General features: G+C 59.3%; 16 protein-coding genes. 7 read left to right on the top strand and 9 right to left on the bottom strand.

Going from position 1 to position 15,071, the window contains the following annotated elements:
- Nucleotides 1-21: 21 nt before the first annotated feature.
- Nucleotides 22-1,209: an ABC transporter substrate-binding protein gene (locus AB7F10_RS17710; RefSeq protein WP_428563051.1), complete on the bottom strand. Its 1,188-nt coding sequence runs from the start codon at nucleotides 1,207-1,209 to the stop codon at nucleotides 22-24.
- 253 nt (nucleotides 1,210-1,462) lie between these two features.
- Between AB7F10_RS17710 and AB7F10_RS17705 the strand changes: the two genes are divergently transcribed.
- On the top strand, nucleotides 1,463-1,879 hold the full coding sequence (locus tag AB7F10_RS17705; RefSeq protein ID WP_428563053.1) for a nuclear transport factor 2 family protein: 417 nt from the start codon (nucleotides 1,463-1,465) through the stop codon (nucleotides 1,877-1,879).
- 36 nt (nucleotides 1,880-1,915) lie between these two features.
- Here the strand turns inward: AB7F10_RS17705 and AB7F10_RS17700 are convergent, their stop codons facing one another.
- Entirely contained in the window at nucleotides 1,916-2,728 is an 813-nt protein-coding gene (locus tag AB7F10_RS17700; RefSeq protein ID WP_428563055.1) for a GntR family transcriptional regulator, read from the bottom strand.
- A gap of 596 nt (nucleotides 2,729-3,324) precedes the next feature.
- Here AB7F10_RS17700 and AB7F10_RS17695 point away from each other — a divergent pair.
- From AB7F10_RS17695 to AB7F10_RS17675, 5 genes are all read left to right on the top strand, one after another.
- On the top strand, nucleotides 3,325-4,488 hold the full coding sequence (locus tag AB7F10_RS17695; RefSeq protein ID WP_428563057.1) for a branched-chain amino acid ABC transporter substrate-binding protein: 1,164 nt from the start codon (nucleotides 3,325-3,327) through the stop codon (nucleotides 4,486-4,488).
- Nucleotides 4,489-4,562: 74 nt separating this feature from the next.
- The gene (locus tag AB7F10_RS17690) at nucleotides 4,563-5,483 is read left to right on the top strand and encodes a branched-chain amino acid ABC transporter permease (protein WP_428563059.1); all 921 of its coding nucleotides are present in this window, start codon (nucleotides 4,563-4,565) and stop codon (nucleotides 5,481-5,483) included.
- Complete coding sequence (locus AB7F10_RS17685) at nucleotides 5,483-6,643, top strand: branched-chain amino acid ABC transporter permease (protein ID WP_428563061.1); 1,161 nt, start codon at nucleotides 5,483-5,485, stop codon at nucleotides 6,641-6,643. Before AB7F10_RS17690 ends, AB7F10_RS17685 begins: the two co-directional genes overlap by 1 nt.
- The gene (locus tag AB7F10_RS17680; protein ID WP_428563063.1) at nucleotides 6,640-7,416 is read left to right on the top strand and encodes an ABC transporter ATP-binding protein; all 777 of its coding nucleotides are present in this window, start codon (nucleotides 6,640-6,642) and stop codon (nucleotides 7,414-7,416) included. The genes AB7F10_RS17685 and AB7F10_RS17680 overlap by 4 nt, the downstream gene beginning before the upstream one ends.
- Entirely contained in the window at nucleotides 7,416-8,126 is a 711-nt protein-coding gene (locus AB7F10_RS17675; RefSeq protein ID WP_428563065.1) for an ABC transporter ATP-binding protein, read from the top strand. Before AB7F10_RS17680 ends, AB7F10_RS17675 begins: the two co-directional genes overlap by 1 nt.
- Nucleotides 8,127-8,456: 330 nt before the next feature.
- Here the strand turns inward: AB7F10_RS17675 and AB7F10_RS17670 are convergent, their stop codons facing one another.
- The 7 genes from AB7F10_RS17670 to AB7F10_RS17640 all read right to left on the bottom strand — a co-directional run bounded on the left by AB7F10_RS17670 (nucleotide 8,457) and on the right by AB7F10_RS17640 (nucleotide 13,866).
- Nucleotides 8,457-8,843 carry a hypothetical protein gene (locus AB7F10_RS17670; protein ID WP_428563067.1) on the bottom strand — a complete coding sequence of 129 codons (387 nt, stop codon included), beginning with the start codon at nucleotides 8,841-8,843 and terminating at the stop codon, nucleotides 8,457-8,459.
- Entirely contained in the window at nucleotides 8,840-9,088 is a 249-nt protein-coding gene (locus tag AB7F10_RS17665; protein WP_428563069.1) for a hypothetical protein, read from the bottom strand. Before AB7F10_RS17665 ends, AB7F10_RS17670 begins: the two co-directional genes overlap by 4 nt.
- A gap of 5 nt (nucleotides 9,089-9,093) precedes the next feature.
- Nucleotides 9,094-10,062 (bottom strand): phytanoyl-CoA dioxygenase family protein, encoded by a 969-nt coding sequence (locus AB7F10_RS17660; protein WP_428563071.1) that lies wholly within the window; start codon nucleotides 10,060-10,062, stop codon nucleotides 9,094-9,096.
- 28 nt (nucleotides 10,063-10,090) lie between these two features.
- Nucleotides 10,091-10,753 (bottom strand): acyl-homoserine-lactone synthase, encoded by a 663-nt coding sequence (locus AB7F10_RS17655; RefSeq protein ID WP_428563073.1) that lies wholly within the window; start codon nucleotides 10,751-10,753, stop codon nucleotides 10,091-10,093.
- A gap of 92 nt (nucleotides 10,754-10,845) precedes the next feature.
- A complete protein-coding gene (locus AB7F10_RS17650; protein WP_428563075.1) occupies nucleotides 10,846-11,592 on the bottom strand; it encodes a helix-turn-helix transcriptional regulator in 747 nt (248 codons plus the stop codon).
- Nucleotides 11,593-11,895: 303 nt separating this feature from the next.
- On the bottom strand, nucleotides 11,896-12,339 hold the full coding sequence (locus AB7F10_RS17645; protein ID WP_428563077.1) for a hypothetical protein: 444 nt from the start codon (nucleotides 12,337-12,339) through the stop codon (nucleotides 11,896-11,898).
- Nucleotides 12,340-12,342: 3 nt separating this feature from the next.
- Nucleotides 12,343-13,866, bottom strand: coding sequence for a recombinase family protein (locus AB7F10_RS17640; RefSeq protein WP_428563079.1), 1,524 nt, complete (start codon nucleotides 13,864-13,866; stop codon nucleotides 12,343-12,345).
- A gap of 204 nt (nucleotides 13,867-14,070) precedes the next feature.
- Here AB7F10_RS17640 and AB7F10_RS17635 point away from each other — a divergent pair, with 204 nt between their 5' ends.
- Nucleotides 14,071-14,790 (top strand): S1 family peptidase, encoded by a 720-nt coding sequence (locus AB7F10_RS17635; protein WP_428563081.1) that lies wholly within the window; start codon nucleotides 14,071-14,073, stop codon nucleotides 14,788-14,790.
- Nucleotides 14,791-15,071 lie beyond the last annotated feature (281 nt).

The following is a 15,071-nucleotide window of genomic DNA, read 5'->3' as shown; positions in this document are numbered from 1 at the left end:
CGCCTGCCGCCCCGCCCGTTGCTATTCGAGGGGGATGATTTCACCTTTCACGAAATGCGTGAAGATGTAGTCGTTCGGACCGAGCGCATCGTGATTGCTCGGCGAAAACGGCTTTACATAGGTCTTGATGAGGCCGTCATACTTGTCGATGGCGTAAAAGCCATTGCGGATGGCGGTTCCGTCGGTGGAGCCCGCCTTCTTCATGGCGAGCGCCGACAGATGCAGCGCATCATAGGCATTGGCGATGCCGACGGCCGGCGTGACATCGGCGAGCGTCTTGACCGAATAGTCGGCCTTCAGCTTGGCAAGGATGTCGTTCGCCTTGGCCGATTGCTTTTCGCTGAACGTGAAGGTCTGAATGAAATGGACCGACTCGCCGCGCGGACCTGCAAGCTCGGTGAAGCGCCCGCCTGCCGGACCCCAATGCGACACGATCGGGACATCCCAGCCCATGCGCTCCAGTGATTTGACGACCTGCGAAGACGGCGCGACGTTGGCCACCATGAACAGCACATCCGCGCCCGACTGCTTCAGGCGCGTGAGCTGCGGCACGACGTCGACATCGTTGGTCTCAAACTTTTCGATGCCGACCGCCTTCAGGTTATGCCTTTTGAGAGAGTCCTGAAGTGCGTGCTCGTTCGATTCGCCCCACGGATTGTTGATGAGGATCATCGCCGGCTTTTTCGTGTGGTGCTTCTTGATCGCGTAGTTGACGAGCGCCTCGCCGACGAAGGCATCCACCGCCGAGACACGGAACACGTAGTTATCCTTGGCGCCGTTTCGGGTGATGTTCGTTCCGGCAGCCCAGACGCCGATGAACGGCGTCTTGACCTGATTGGCGAAGGGCACAATGGCGAGGGACACCGGACTGTCGAGCCCGCCGAAGAGAACCGCGACCTTTTCGCGCTGTATGAGCTCACGCGCCGCAAGCAGACCCTTGCCGGGGTTACTTTCGTCGTCGCGCGAGACAAGCGTGAGCTTGCGGCCGTTGATGCCGCCGGCGGCATTCACCTCGCTGATGGCGATGCTCAATCCGCGGATGATGGCCTCGCCGGATTTTGCCGACTGGCCCGACAGCGCGGCGACCAAGCCGACCTTGATCGGCTCCTGAGCCTGCGCGAGATTGAACGGTGCGGCCAGAAGCAGACTGGCTGCCGAAAGGCCCGCCACCACCAGGCGGCGCGACCAATGCCGATATGCGCATTTCATTTGTCTCTCCCTCTCTGTGCGAAACGCAATGCAACGCGGGTTGCAAATTGCATGCCAGTTTGAGTTTTTTGCACACACTCATGTCCAATTTTTTGAACTATGAGTGGAGCGTTTCCCCGTTTATTATGCATGCAATTAATGCATGCGATTTCTTCCGCGTCCAGTCTATTTTGCCAGGAACGCGGCTTTGCGCCGGAAGGGGGGACCGCAGATGCTTGATCAACGCGTTGAGAAACCAACAGGAGTTGCAGAAATGAGCGCGGCCGGGAAAAAAGCCGATACGGCGAGAGACGCTGAAATCGTGCGCGTCTATCTCGAGACACACATGATCCCCGACCCCGTGGCGGCGGCGAAATATGTCGGTTCCGACTTCACGCTGACCTTCACAGGCGGGCGCAAATTCGACAGCCCGACCGGCGCCACCGGCTTCAATGCACGCCGCTATAAATGGGTGAAGAAGAAGATGGATCGCTTCGAGACCGTCCCCGGCGAGAACGAAACCATCGTGTACAGCCTCGGCACGCTTTACGGCGAATGGCCGGACGGCACGCCCTTCGAAGGCAACCGCTATGTCGACCGCTTCGTTGTCCGCGACGGGCTTATCGTGGCGCAGGATGTCTGGAACGACAGCGCCGAGCGCCTGCTGACCAAAAACGGCATCGAGGCCTGAGACGCCGAGGCGGCGCCGGTCGCATGCCGGCGCCGCTTAATGGCGGCCCGACTTGCGCGGGTTGTCCTTGCGGCGCGCCGGCTTTGCCCGCGCGCTCGCTTCTGCCTTTTCCGTCTTGCCCTCATCTCCGCTCGGCTTATCGTCCGCGCCGTTTGCATAAGGAGCGAGTACATCCATCAGGCTTGTTGTGTGGACGTTGACGGGAGAAATCAGAGCGCGATTGGCAACCTCTTCCAGGTGGAAGTGCATGATGCGTATCGCGGCCTCAACATCGCCTTTTGCAAGGCTTTCCACGATCTCCATGTGCTCATTGATGGCGCATTCGGACGAATGCGGCCGCGCATAGAGCGTCAGCGTCAGTCCGCAGCGCCTGCATATTTCTTGCACATAACGAGTAAGAACCGGGCTGCCGGTCATTTCCGCGAGGATCGTATGGAATTCGGTGGCGAGGTGGACCGAGATGGCCTCGCGCGAGTTCCGCGCCGTGCTTTCCTTGGCGATGTGCTGACGAAGAATGCCGATCTGCTCAGCCGTCAGATGGCCGGCAAGCCGCGTCACAACGAGTCTTTCCAGGCTGAGACGCAGATCGAAGAGATCCCTCGCCTCCTCCCAGCTGGGTGTCGCGACTTCGGCACCCCGGTTGCGCTTGTGATCGACGAGGCCCTCGGCAGTGAGCCGCGCCAAAGCCTGCCGTGCAATGGTACGGCCGACACCGAACCGCTCCCCGACCGTGTCTTCCGGCAACTTGGTGCCCGGCCTTAAGGCCTGCTCGATAATGGCCTGACGCAGAGCGTCGCAAATGCTGCTGATCCGGTCGTTTTCAGAAGGTTTGCTGGGGCGCGGGGCCATTTTAAATCACAGAACAGCGTGTCTGGAATCGGCGGCGTAATACCGCGGTAACGCCGCGTTGTATTCAATCGACCCGCAACATTGCAACCACTTTGAACGTGGAAGCGCGCCGGATGAGTCCGGATCCTGCACCGATGCTTGTGCCGCCGAACCGGTGAGTCTGCCCAGCGCCGAAAGTTTGCACTGCACAATCATCGGGCGGGACCTGCAGCGCCAGTTTGGGGAACCAGGCATCCAGCGGCATCGCGCAAGAAATGGTTGGAGAAACGTGCTGCCTATGCCGGCGCGCGGGACATCACCGGCCAACGACCAGATAAGGTTTGCAAAGCCGTAGCGAGCACTGGGAGTTGATGTTCGCGCGCCGCTGCCGCTCACACGCCGATCCCGGAGGATGGACAGCGCGCCGGTCAAGCTGTCGTCGATCGCGACATTGTCGCGCAGCTTCCCTCGCGAAAGCCGATGCACAAACGGCCGTCTCTACCGATATGGCAGCGATTTCAACAAATCGCGTCGCGATGATGCATTGCGAGGCAACGACCTTGCGAGAAAACCACCTTTCGGAGTGTAATCGGCAATAAACAAAGGAGGGATTTTTGATGAGATCGGGACAAGCCATAACGATCATCGCGGCGGCGGCGCTGGCGGCCAGCATCGGGATCGCCGACGCGAAAGACAAGGTCAAGGTCGGGTTCATCGGACCGCTGACCGGCGGCGTGTCTGCCAACGGTCTCGGCGGGCGCAACTCAGCCGACCTCGCCGTCAAGCTTCGCAACGCCGATCCGAAATCCAAATACGAATACGAACTCGTCGTGCTCGACGACGAATGCAAGCCGAACGTCGCGGTGCAGGTCGCAACCAAGATGGCTGCCGACAAGGAAATCATCGGCGCGGCCACGCACTACTGCTCGGCGACCGCGATCGCGACCGTCGACGTCTATCACAAGTTCGGTTTCCCGATCATCGTCTGGGGCGCGGTGCTGCCCGATATCACCTATCGCAACAAATATGCCGAGGTGCATCGCGTTAACGGCACCATGATCAACCAGAACGACGCCAACGCCGAGCTGCTGCACAAGGTCGGCTATAAAACCGTCGCGATCATCCACGACACCACCGACTACGGCAAAGGCCACAACCAGTACTTCACCAAGGCCTTCGAAAAGCTCGGCGGCAAGGTGCTCGGCCGGTTCGGCGTCACCGCCGACCAGCAGGACTTCACCGCCGAACTCACGCAGATCAAGGCGCTCAATCCCGAAGTGATCTACTTCGGCGGCCTGACGCCGATCGGCGTGCGCATCCGCGCGCAGATGGACAAGCTCGGCATCAAGGCGGTGTTCGATGGCACGTCCGGCATCGTCTCCGACGCCTTCATCCAGGGCGTCGGTCCGCTCGCCGAGGGCGTCCTCGCCTTCCGCGAAGGCGCGCCGACCGAGAAGCTGCCCGGCGGCAAGTTCTTCCTCGAGAAGTACAACGCCCAAAAATACGACAACCCGCCGGAAGCCTATGGTGCGTTCGCCTACTCCGCGATGTCCATGATCCTCGACAGCATCGAGAAGGTCGGACCGGACCGCAAAAAGGTGATTGCCGATCTTGCCAATGTGAAGGATCGCGACTCGATCGTGGGCAAGATTACTTTCGACGACCACGGGCAGAACACCGTTGCCGTCATCACCAAATATGTCATCCAGGACGGCAAATTCGTCGAATGGGATGACAGCGAGTATGCCAGCGGCAAGCGGAAGCTGCCCGGGCAGAAATAAGCCCCGACAGACAATGCGGCGGGACGGTGGCCGTTCCGCCGCATGATCTTCTCCGTCACGACAGGATATCGCGCATGAATGCGGGCTTGCTCGCCCAATATGTCATGAACGGGCTAATGCTCGGCATGATGTATGCCCTCGTCGCCGTCGGCTTCACGCTGTTCTTCGGCGTGCTCGACGTCATCAAGTTCTCCCACGGCGACGTACTTACCGTCGGTGCATTCACCGCGCTCGCCGCCTATATCGGGCTCACCGCGGCCGGCGTGACCAGCGGCCCGGTCGTGCTGCTGCTGATCCTGCTCGCCGCAATTGCGATGATGGCCCTGCTCGGCATGCTGATCGCGCGCGTGCTGGTGATGCCGCTGCGCACCGCTCCGGCGCTCAACACTTTGCTGATCACCTTGATGGCCGGCACGGTGCTGCGCGAAGCCGTGCGGCTGTTCTACCCGCAGGGCGCCAACCCGAAGCCATTTCCCTCGCTGCTGCCAAACGGCTCTTTGACGCTCGGCACCTTCAACCTGCGTTATGACAACGTCATCATGCTCGCCGCCGGCATTGCCGTGATCGTCGCGCTGCAATGGGTGTTGCGGCGCACGACCCTTGGCCTCGCGATCCGCGCGGTCGCGCAGGATGAAGAAACGGCCCGCAGCATGGGGGTGAACTTCACCGCCATCGTGCTGATCACCTTCGCGATCGGCTCGGGCTTCGCCGCCTTCGCTGGAATCATGAACGGCCTCTATTACAACGAGATCAATTTCGGCATGGGACTTTATCTCGGCGTGATCGGCTTCGCCGCCGCAATCGTCGGCGGGCTCGGCAGCGTCTATGGCGCGATCCTCGGCGGCTTCGTGTTCGCCGCGCTGCAGACCATCGGAACTGTCGCGATGCCGTTCGCCAGCGCCTACAAGGACGTCTTCGCTTTCGGCGTCATCATTGCCTTCATGGCCTGGCGTCCGACCGGGCTGATCCAGGAAAAGATCAGCGAGCGCGTGTGATGTCCGCCCCCTCTTCGCACGCGACCACCTCCCTGCCCGCGCTCGCCGCCGTCGCGGCGGTGACCGTCTATCTCGCCGTCCTGCTCGGCGTCGAGAAACAGAATCTGATCATCGCGCTGCTTGCCGGCGCCATCATCTTTGTGACGGCCGCCTATCGCTTCTCCTTTCTCGATCCCGTCGCGCAAAGCTTCTCCGATCACGAAGATACGGTCGGTATCGCCAGCATCGTCGCGCTGGTCCTGCTCGCGGCCTGGTTCCACGAAGACCATTTCGTGCTGCTCCTGATCCTCACGGTGATGCTTTACACAGTCGCGACGCTCGGACTGAACGTGCAGTTCGGCTACGCCGGCGTCCTCAATTTCGCCGGCGCGTCGTTTTTCGGGATCGGCGCCTATACTTCGGCGGTCCTCAACGCGCATACCGCGATCCCGCATCTCCTGGTGCTGGTGATTGGCGGACTGATCGCCGCTGCGATCGGCTCGCTGCTGTTACTGCCGGTGTTGCGCACGCGCGGTCATTACGCCGCGCTGGTGACGATCGCCTTCGCCCTCCTGCTAAAGACCTTCCTTGAGGTCAATGACGTGCTCGGCGGACCACAAGGGCTGCAGGTCAAGCCGATGAACATCCTCGGCTGGTCGTTCAACGACAACGTCACTGTCGCCGGCTACGACCTATCGTTTTATCTCCACTATTTCGTCGTCGCGCTGATCCTGCTAGTCGCCGCCTTTACACTGACGCGCCGGCTGGAGCGATCCTGGATCGGCCTCAATCTCGACGCGCTGCGGCTCGACGAAACGGCTGCCGCCTGCTTCGGCCTCAACATCGCGCGCTGGAAGATCACCGCCTTCACCATCGGCAATTTCCTGATCGGTATCGCCGGCGCGCTGTTCGGCATGATCGGTGGCTTCGTCGCACCGAACAACTACACTTTCGCGGATTCGCTGATCCTCGTCTCGATCCTGCTGCTTGGCGGCATCGGCAATGCCTGGGGGCTCGCGGTTGCGACCGCGATCGTCGTCATCGTTCCGGAGAAGCTACAGACTATCCAGGAATACCGCTTCCTGCTTTACGCGGCGCTGGTGATTCTGGTGCTGCTGTTCCGCCCCGAGGGACTGCTGCCGCGGCCGGTCCGGCGTTACTTCCCCGGGTGGCGCGCATGACCGCCGCCCTGCTGCAAGCCCGTGGCGTCACCCGCCGCTTCGGCGGCGTGGTCGCGCTCGACCAGCTCGATATTGACGTCAACCGCGATGAGGTGGTCGGGCTGATCGGCCCGAACGGGTCCGGCAAGACCACATTCTTCAACGTCATCACCGGGATCTATCCGGTCGACGAAGGCAGCGTGACCTTCGATGGCGTCGACCTGACCAGCGCACCGGCGCCCGCTGTCTACAACGCCGGCATCGCCCGCACCTTCCAGCGTTCCCGGCTGTCGCTGCCGTTGTCGATTTTCGACAACATCATGATCGGCAACCACAAGCGCCTCAATCACGGCCTGTGGTTCAATCTCATTCAGCGTGGCGCATTCCGGACGGAATTCGAGACGCAGTATCGGCAAGCCCGCGCGCTCGTTGAAATCTTCGAACCGCGGCTCGCCGACCGCCTGCTGGAACCGGTCGGCAGTCTGCCGATGATCGATCGCCGCCGCATCGAGATCTGCCGCGCGCTCGTCAGCGAACCGAAGCTGCTGCTGCTCGACGAACCGTCCGCCGGCATGACACACGACGAGACCGATGCCTTGATGAGCGACATCCTGCAGGTCCGCAGCACCATGCCCGGTTTGTCCATCGTCATCGTCGAACACGAAATGGGCGTGATCGAACGCATCACCGATCGCTGCATCGTGCTCAATTTCGGCCGGAAAATCACCGAAGGACGCTATCGCGAGGTCGCCGCCGACCCGCAGGTCCAGGAAGCCTATCTCGGAGTGGCATGATGAGCGGGCGGCTGGAGCTTTCGGACATCACCACCGCTTACAGCAAGGCGGACGTGCTCAACGGCGTATCGTTGACCGTCGAACCGGGACGTATCACCTGCCTGCTCGGCTCAAACGGTTCCGGCAAAACGACGCTGATCCGCTCGATCCTCGGTCTGACGCCACCGCGCGCCGGGCAGGTGCGGTTCGACGGCGCCGACATTACCGGTTTCGCCACCCACCGGATCATCGCAGCCGGCATCGCCTGCATCCCGGAAGGCCGCAAGGTCTTCCCCAAACTGACGGTCGCCGAGAACCTGCGGATCGGCGCCTATCAGGAACGCTCCGCCGATGCGGTCGCCAGCCGTTTCGAGGAGATCTATCGACTGTTCCCGCGCCTCGCCGAACGCAAGAACCAGCTCGCCGGCACCATGTCCGGCGGCGAACAGGCGATGGTCTCGATCGGGCGCGGCCTGATGCGCGCGCCGAAAATCCTGCTGATCGACGAGCCTTCGCTCGGGCTGTCGCCACGTTTCGTGAAGGATAATTTTCGGATTATTCAGGATATCAGCGCCCGTGGCATCACGGTGTTCCTGGTCGAGCAGAACGTCCACCAGACCCTGGCGATCTCGCACTACGGCTATGTTCTGTCGAAAGGCCGGGTGGTGGCGGCCGGGACCGCCGCCGAGCTCGCCGACCGCAGCGAGGTGCGCGAGGCCTATTTCGGCTGACGGCCGGAGCCATCGGCGCGCGCTTGCAGCTCAATTGCGATCTCGTGCGATCACGAATTGCAATCCCGGCGATAGCTTCTGCCGTCAAAGAAAAACGGCAACTAACGCATTGAAACGATTGGTGGGCCCGGGAGGACTCGAACCTCCAACCAGACCGTTATGAGCGCGCTTGCTTTCCTGAAAACTCAGTAGAATCCAGTGCTTTCTGTGAGGTCCGAGGCCGGTTATTCGCGTTCGTTCGCGGGGTTTCTGTGGTCATCCTGTGGTCTGAGGGAACTGAATTTCGTCTCGGGCAATCTGCTTAATTGCATTTGCGGCGTGTAAATTCTTCTACCGGTCACGGCTAGGCGGCACCTCTTCGGCGGTACGATAGGAACAGCGGAGCCTACCGGAAGCAGCCTTGTCCGAATTGTCCGAGAGCATGTAGTCGAGCATCGCGAGCGCATCCTTGGCTTTGCGTGCCTTCAGTTCAAGCCGTCCGTTCCGCAACCGCGCCGTCAGCGATGGATCACCCGCTGCCGCATCCATGAACGCGGCAAGCGCGCCGAGAACCTCCGGTGGAAGCTCCGTCAGCCGGCGCACGAGGCGCGCCATGCCCGGCTCTTGCGTCCAGTAATAAAGCTCGAGAAAGCGCGGCGGCGATGTGGTCTCAACGACCTGTTGCATGAGCTTGCGTAAGTCGGGTTCGGATTTACCGGCCTCCGCTCGTGGGCTCATGATACGGCCGAGGATTTGCCTGGCGGGTGTAACAGGGCTGCGAGATCCATATCCAATTCACTCGACGCGTTCTCGATCAGCGCAATTCTCGCCAACCGGAGCAACATCACGAAGAGCGGTAGCCTCATTTGTGCCCCCTCCAGGATCGCACAATCAATCATGCCCAGCAGTGTCTCGACGTTATCTGCGTAGTTCCGCGGCCCGCGCCCGACCGACGCAGCGGTCTCGACCGCTTTGCCCGTCATTCGGACTACGCCGCCTCCTGTTCGTTCCGGCGCGTCCACACCACCGGAAAGTCCGGACCGCTGAGCGGATCGCCTTCGTTGAGGCGCTGGGTGTGGTGGAGCTGCTTGGGCGCCCAGGGCCGGGTCTTGAATCGGATGTCATCGCCACAATAGCGCAGCGATGCCGCGCGGCGGACCTGATAGCGGCTGTTGTTGCCGCCTGCGCCATGAACCGTGCGGTAGTGATGCACGAGAACATCGCCCGGCTCGACGTCGAAATGGACGATATCGTAGTCAGCCATATTGCCCTCGATGTCGGGTAACGGCTCCCCCTGTGCGCCCGGCAGCGGAGTCTGAGTGATGAAGACGTTGGGTTGATAGAGCCTGCCGTCACGGTGAGAACCGCGCACATACATCATGGCCCCGTTCTCCAGCTTTACCGGGTCAACCGGAATCCAAAGAACACAGCACTGATCGCCGTCGATCTCGAAGTAGGTTGCATCCTGATGGAAGGCGGTACGCTCGCGGGTGCGCGGCTCTTTCACGAACACCTGGTCGCCGAAGAAGTTGACCTTTTCTGAGCCAAGCAGCGCAGCGGCAATCTCTGGCGCGGCACCATTGAGGGTAAAGCGGCGGAAATCGCGCAGCCGCGACGTAATGCCGGTGTCGAGCAGGAAGCTGCCTTTGCTCTGTTCGACCTTGTCGACCAGCAGCGGTTTCCCGCTCTCTTTGATGAAATCCATGATGTCCGAAACATTATGCTGGCCGCCGCTTTCCGATTTCAGCGTGGCGTTGTCATCCGCTTCAAACGCCCGCGTCAGGAAACTCAAGTCATACCCGGCAGGGCTCTCCTTCAGCGTGCGCACCGCTTCATCGATGCTGCCCCGGAGTGAATTGACGGTCTGAAGGTCGAGGATGCCACGCAGCAGGACGACGCCGGCGACATTGTAGGCGGCGATCTCGTCCTTGGTGACCGGACGCGCGAGCTTGGTCATAAGAACCTCCTTAAAGGGAATAAGCGATTCAGTGGACGGCTGCAGCGACGGCCAATGCCGGCTGTGGCGACAGGCGCGGGACACGCACCGTACGCGCGCCGTAATCCCGGATATCCTGCAGCACTTGCTCTGTGATAGGCCAACGAAAGCCCATGCATTCGCCGCCGCCGGGAACACCTTTGCCGCCGCCGTAGGGATGGGATAATCCCAGCGGAATGGTGCGCGGCGTGATCTCGACGAAGCTGGAGAGCGTTCCGCTGTCGATGACGGTCTGGAGATAGGTCAACTGCATCGACAGGCACCACTCCATCAGGCCCGTCAGAAGTCGCACCTTGGCGATACGGTTGTTCTCACGGGTTTTCCTGGTCGGGAGGACGATGTAGCGCGTGGCCTCGTAAATGGTGGGCGACCGCGGCGGCAGGCCATTCTCCACCAGGTGCGGAAAGTAATCGGCCATCAGCGAGGACTTCACGGTGGGCGTCATCCGCACCGATCCTTGAATCTCACCGTCGTCGGTCAGGTCGATAAAATAGAAGGCATTCTCGTCATCGTACTGGTCGATTTCGCAGCCGTTTGAGCACGGCAGAGACCAACCACGGCCTTCGATGAAAACCTGCCGCCGTAATGTGAAGATGCGCTCGAAGTAATCGGCTTTCTCGCGGCGCTGTCGACCGTTCAACACAAGAAACATTTTTCTCCCCCGTCCCTGAGTGGAGAAGATTTTTCCAGTGAGCCGCCATTGCCGCTACTGTAAGAATTTACAGGTGTGAAAAAGCTAGCGCGTTAAAGCGTGATCTCACCGACGCGAATGGCTTGCACAACCGCATAAATGCGGCGGAACGTATCAAGCTTCTTCTTTGCGCTCTCGACGTGGAAGGTGACCGTGCGCGTGGTTACGGACAAGATGTCGGCAATTTCATCGTCCGTCTTGCCTGCCGCCACCCATTGCAGGACTTCGCGTTCCCTCGCCGACAGCGGCTTGTGAGGCTGTTCTTCACGCTGACGCTGCGTGAGCGAACGGCGTAGCGCATGGTGGCTATAAATGCCGATGATTTCCAAGGCAGAACGCGCGCGCGGAGAGAGATTCGGTTCAAGCCCGCAGGCGCTGAAGATTGATACCGACCCCGAACCCGTGACAATCGGGATTAGAAACCCGTCCCGCGCGCTGAACTCGCGGCCCTCATCCATAATCTCCTTCTCGAATTTCGCGAGGTCACGGTTCTTACGGATATCGTTCCAGGAATAAGGATTTAGGTTGCGCCGAAGCTCGCTAATCACGGGGTCGTAGGCGACGTAGTTCTTCTCGACGTAACGCTCGATATATCCCTGCGGGCGATTGTTGAACTGGATGCCGTCTTTCAGTTCGCAGCCAGGCCCCGGCACCGTCCAACTGGTGACGCAGGTGAGCCCGAACCACTCCAGCTCCTGCACAATAAAGCGGCAAATCTCGTCGTAGTCGGAAAGGCCCTGCAGGCGTTCGACAAAGTCGAGCGCGCGCTTTGCGTACCCATCGGCCTCCGATATCCCCACGGCCCACGGCCATTCTTAATTTTGATTATCAATTAGACCCAATTCTAACGATGCCCGCCAGCGCCAACCGCCTGAAGCCACATATCAATTTATTCTTTTTATCCGGCATTTAAATCCGCTATCCGAAGACAAAGTTGGTATCCCGGTATTCCGCTCTGTTCCCGGTTATCAACCTACAGTGATGTCGGGGTTGTAGAAGCCAGTTCGCTGTTGTTCGCTGCGGCATTCAATTTTCAAATATGCCGTAGCCGTCCCTTGTCCCCGCCCGTATTCGCGACGGACGCTGACATAACCAAGGGGCCGCTAACCCGTGTCTGATGTTGCCAAATCTTCAACGATCTCGCGAAGATCGCAAAGAATCATAGGGGGCGGAAACGGGCCATGCTCCACCAAACCGACAAATGCTTCATTCATTTGCCCAAGCAGGTCTGGGTGCTTCCGTTTCATTTCAACGGCCACCGTTTCGATTTTTGAAACAAATCGGATAAACGTCCAGGCGATTAAAAATAGCAGGGACGGATGCAAGTCGGGGCGGCTGATGGAAAGCAACAAGTTTGGCACTCGATCTACGCCCGCACCGCGAAGAACCTGCTGGAATTCATGGCGAGCAACTAATTCACATGCTACGGAAAATGCAGACGTAGCCTTCTCTATAGCGGCCGCACGGCTTTCCGACTCCTCCTGCGCCGTCAAATAGCGGAAGTTTCGTATAGCCTTACGCTGACGTCGCTCGTACTTATTCGGCATACTCTATGCAAGCTCCTGCCGCTCGAGCATTTTATACAGCGGTTCTAGATCGTCAGAACGAAATGGCTTCAAGAATCTATAAGTACGGCCGCTCATCGTGAGGAGACAGCCGCGCGGCATGTACAAATAAGGGAGAATAAAATAGTCGCGAAAATCTGCGATCTTATCGGAACGAACTACGACCAACACATCCTTTTGCCTCTGTCCTTCAACCACACAACGCCATCGACAATGCGTAGCTGGCGCTGAAGGCGGCGTTCGGCCCACAACAATCGCGATAAAGACTCCGTCTGCTGCGTGGATTCGACCATCTGGCACAATTCGCGCAGGGACCCCTCGATTTAAAAGCTCCTGCACTATCGTCGATCTGACAGCTTGCGCGACCCGCCTATTCTCCGGACGGCCTTCTATGAAGGTGTCACGATATCCAACTTCCTTATACGCCTTAGTCAAACCACCAAAATGGTCTCTATACGTATTCGCGCTGGGTCCAACTTGCCGAGTTTCGAGAACCGACCGAGACAGCGCACCACGAACGCACCACAATGCGGTGAGATAATTTTTCAGCTCGTTGCCGTCGTACGGATTTGCGTTTTCTTTCAGCTGCCGCTGCGCGGCCACAAATCTTCCGGGAGAAATTATTCCTTCAAACGCCCCTGGCACCCTCACCCATTCGCTAAACGGATTTCTCTTCGAGCAGCCACCTAGTTTTCTTGAGTACCGGTTGTAAACGTTTGCGCCAGCGTATTTCTCGTTCCGCAGGATTCCGTAGACGCTGACATCATTCCATCGTCGTCCGGTAGCTGATTTAATCTTCCTTGTATTAAGCTCCTTCGCTATCTGCTTGCCTGTCATTTTTTGATCGATGAACATCTCGAAAATCGCCTTTATAAGATTTACCTCCTCATCAGGGCCAGGAACCAGAATTAGCCTATCGTCCTTGATATTTTTTCGTTCGCCCTTTTCTAAGATCATTTTTCTTCGGCCGTTTCGGTCGATCAGACACCGCCGAAGCCCCAGCATAGGTGCTGAGCCAACGTGAAAGCCTTTCAATGCAACCCGCTGCTGGCCCGCGAAAACCTTTTGAGAAAGTTCGCGACTGTACTCCGCTGCCATTACTCTCTTGATGCTCTTAAGAAGAGTCGTAACAATCGTGTTGTCGTTCTCGAACTGCTCGGCGCAGTACTCAACTGTTACGCCCGCCTCCTTGCAGAGATATTCGTAATACGCGCTTTCATCAGCATCCTGAAATCGTCCCCAACGGCTTACATCATAAACAAGTACGGTCCCGAATTTTGCTTCGCCAAGCCTAACGTCGCTCAGTAATTGGCTTAACGCCGGCCGTCCCTTTATCTGCAAGCCGCTTTTTCCGGCGTCGGTATAGGTCCGAACGATTTCGATATTCTTTGCCGCCGCATAGGCGGCAATAGCTGCCGCTTGATTCTCGATTGAGTACCTCTGCATGTCAGTGGACATGCGTATGTACTGAGCGGCAATACGTTGATTTTCTGGGGTCGTCGCCGGCATTCTGAAGGCCTGGAAATTACGAACTATCCAAGCATCAGTTGGAGACAATCAGCGCTTTCGGAACATGCGGAATACAGTTTGGCGATAAAGCATGAATATGTTTAGAGACGTTTGGGTAAAGGTGAATGCTCCTCGGGGAGAGGCTTTTTGGGGTTCTCAAGACTGACGGTTCACAGCCGGGCGATTATTTTCGCCTTCATTGCAATGATCTCGTCGCCCGCCGGAGCCATCGTCGGCCCGGCGCCGCCCGCCCATGGCTGGGCCTCGCGCGCCATCGTGATGATCGTCGATCCGCGAGGGGACCTCTGCACCGGCACCGCGCTGACGCGCGAGCTGGTGCTGACCGCCGGCCACTGCGTCGGCCGGCCGCTCGCCTACAAAGTTCGCGTCTATCAGTCCGGCCAGACCGTCGGCGTCCGCACCATCGCGACGCATCCGCAGTTCAGCATGGCGGCGTACACCGCCGCACGTGTCACGGCGGACGTCGCACTCTTGAAATTAGAAGCACCGCTGCCCGACAGCGTCGTGCCCGCCGTGCTCGCACCCGCGCGCCGCGTCACGGTCGGCGAAACGCTCACCGTTGCCGGCTTCGGCGTCACCGTGCCGTTCACGCCTCGCGGCCTCGGCATTCCGCGTGCGGCCGCGCTCGCCGTCACCGGCCAGCCCGGCTCGCTGCAAATTCGCCTAGTCGATCCGCAAACGCGCGACAAAAGCGCCGGCCTCGGCGCTTGCACCGGCGATTCCGGCGGACCCGCCTTCGAGGCCGGCCGGGCCGCCGTAATCGGCATCGTGGCCTGGTCGACCGGCCCGCAAAGCAGCGAGGGCTGCGGCGGTCTTACTGGACTAACGCCGCTCCTAAACTATCGTAACTGGGTAATTGATACCGCGACGAAACTCGGCGCAGAACTTCCTGCATCCGAATAGTTTTCGTAACCGTATTTATAGCTATACCGTTGGCGCTCGACGGAATCCCTTCCTTAACCTCGGCACAGTGATCGAGCGTGTCACACAGTTGCGCTCGCGACAATGTGAAGCGTGTAACAATATCACAAGTACCGAAACGCTGGTTATTCAGGACTGACGCACGGTAGGGATCTGTTCAGACACCGGCTTCCACACGCGTTTAACCTTGACCGGGCAGAACCCACACCATATCAAGCAACAATATCTCCTGTCTGTTTTCGTTTTAAACGGATACCCGAGTA

The sequence above is a fragment of the Pseudolabrys sp. genome (assembly GCF_050250095.1).
Lineage (GTDB): Bacteria > Pseudomonadota > Alphaproteobacteria > Rhizobiales > Xanthobacteraceae > Pseudolabrys.
This window is presented reverse-complemented; position numbering and strand designations above follow the sequence as displayed.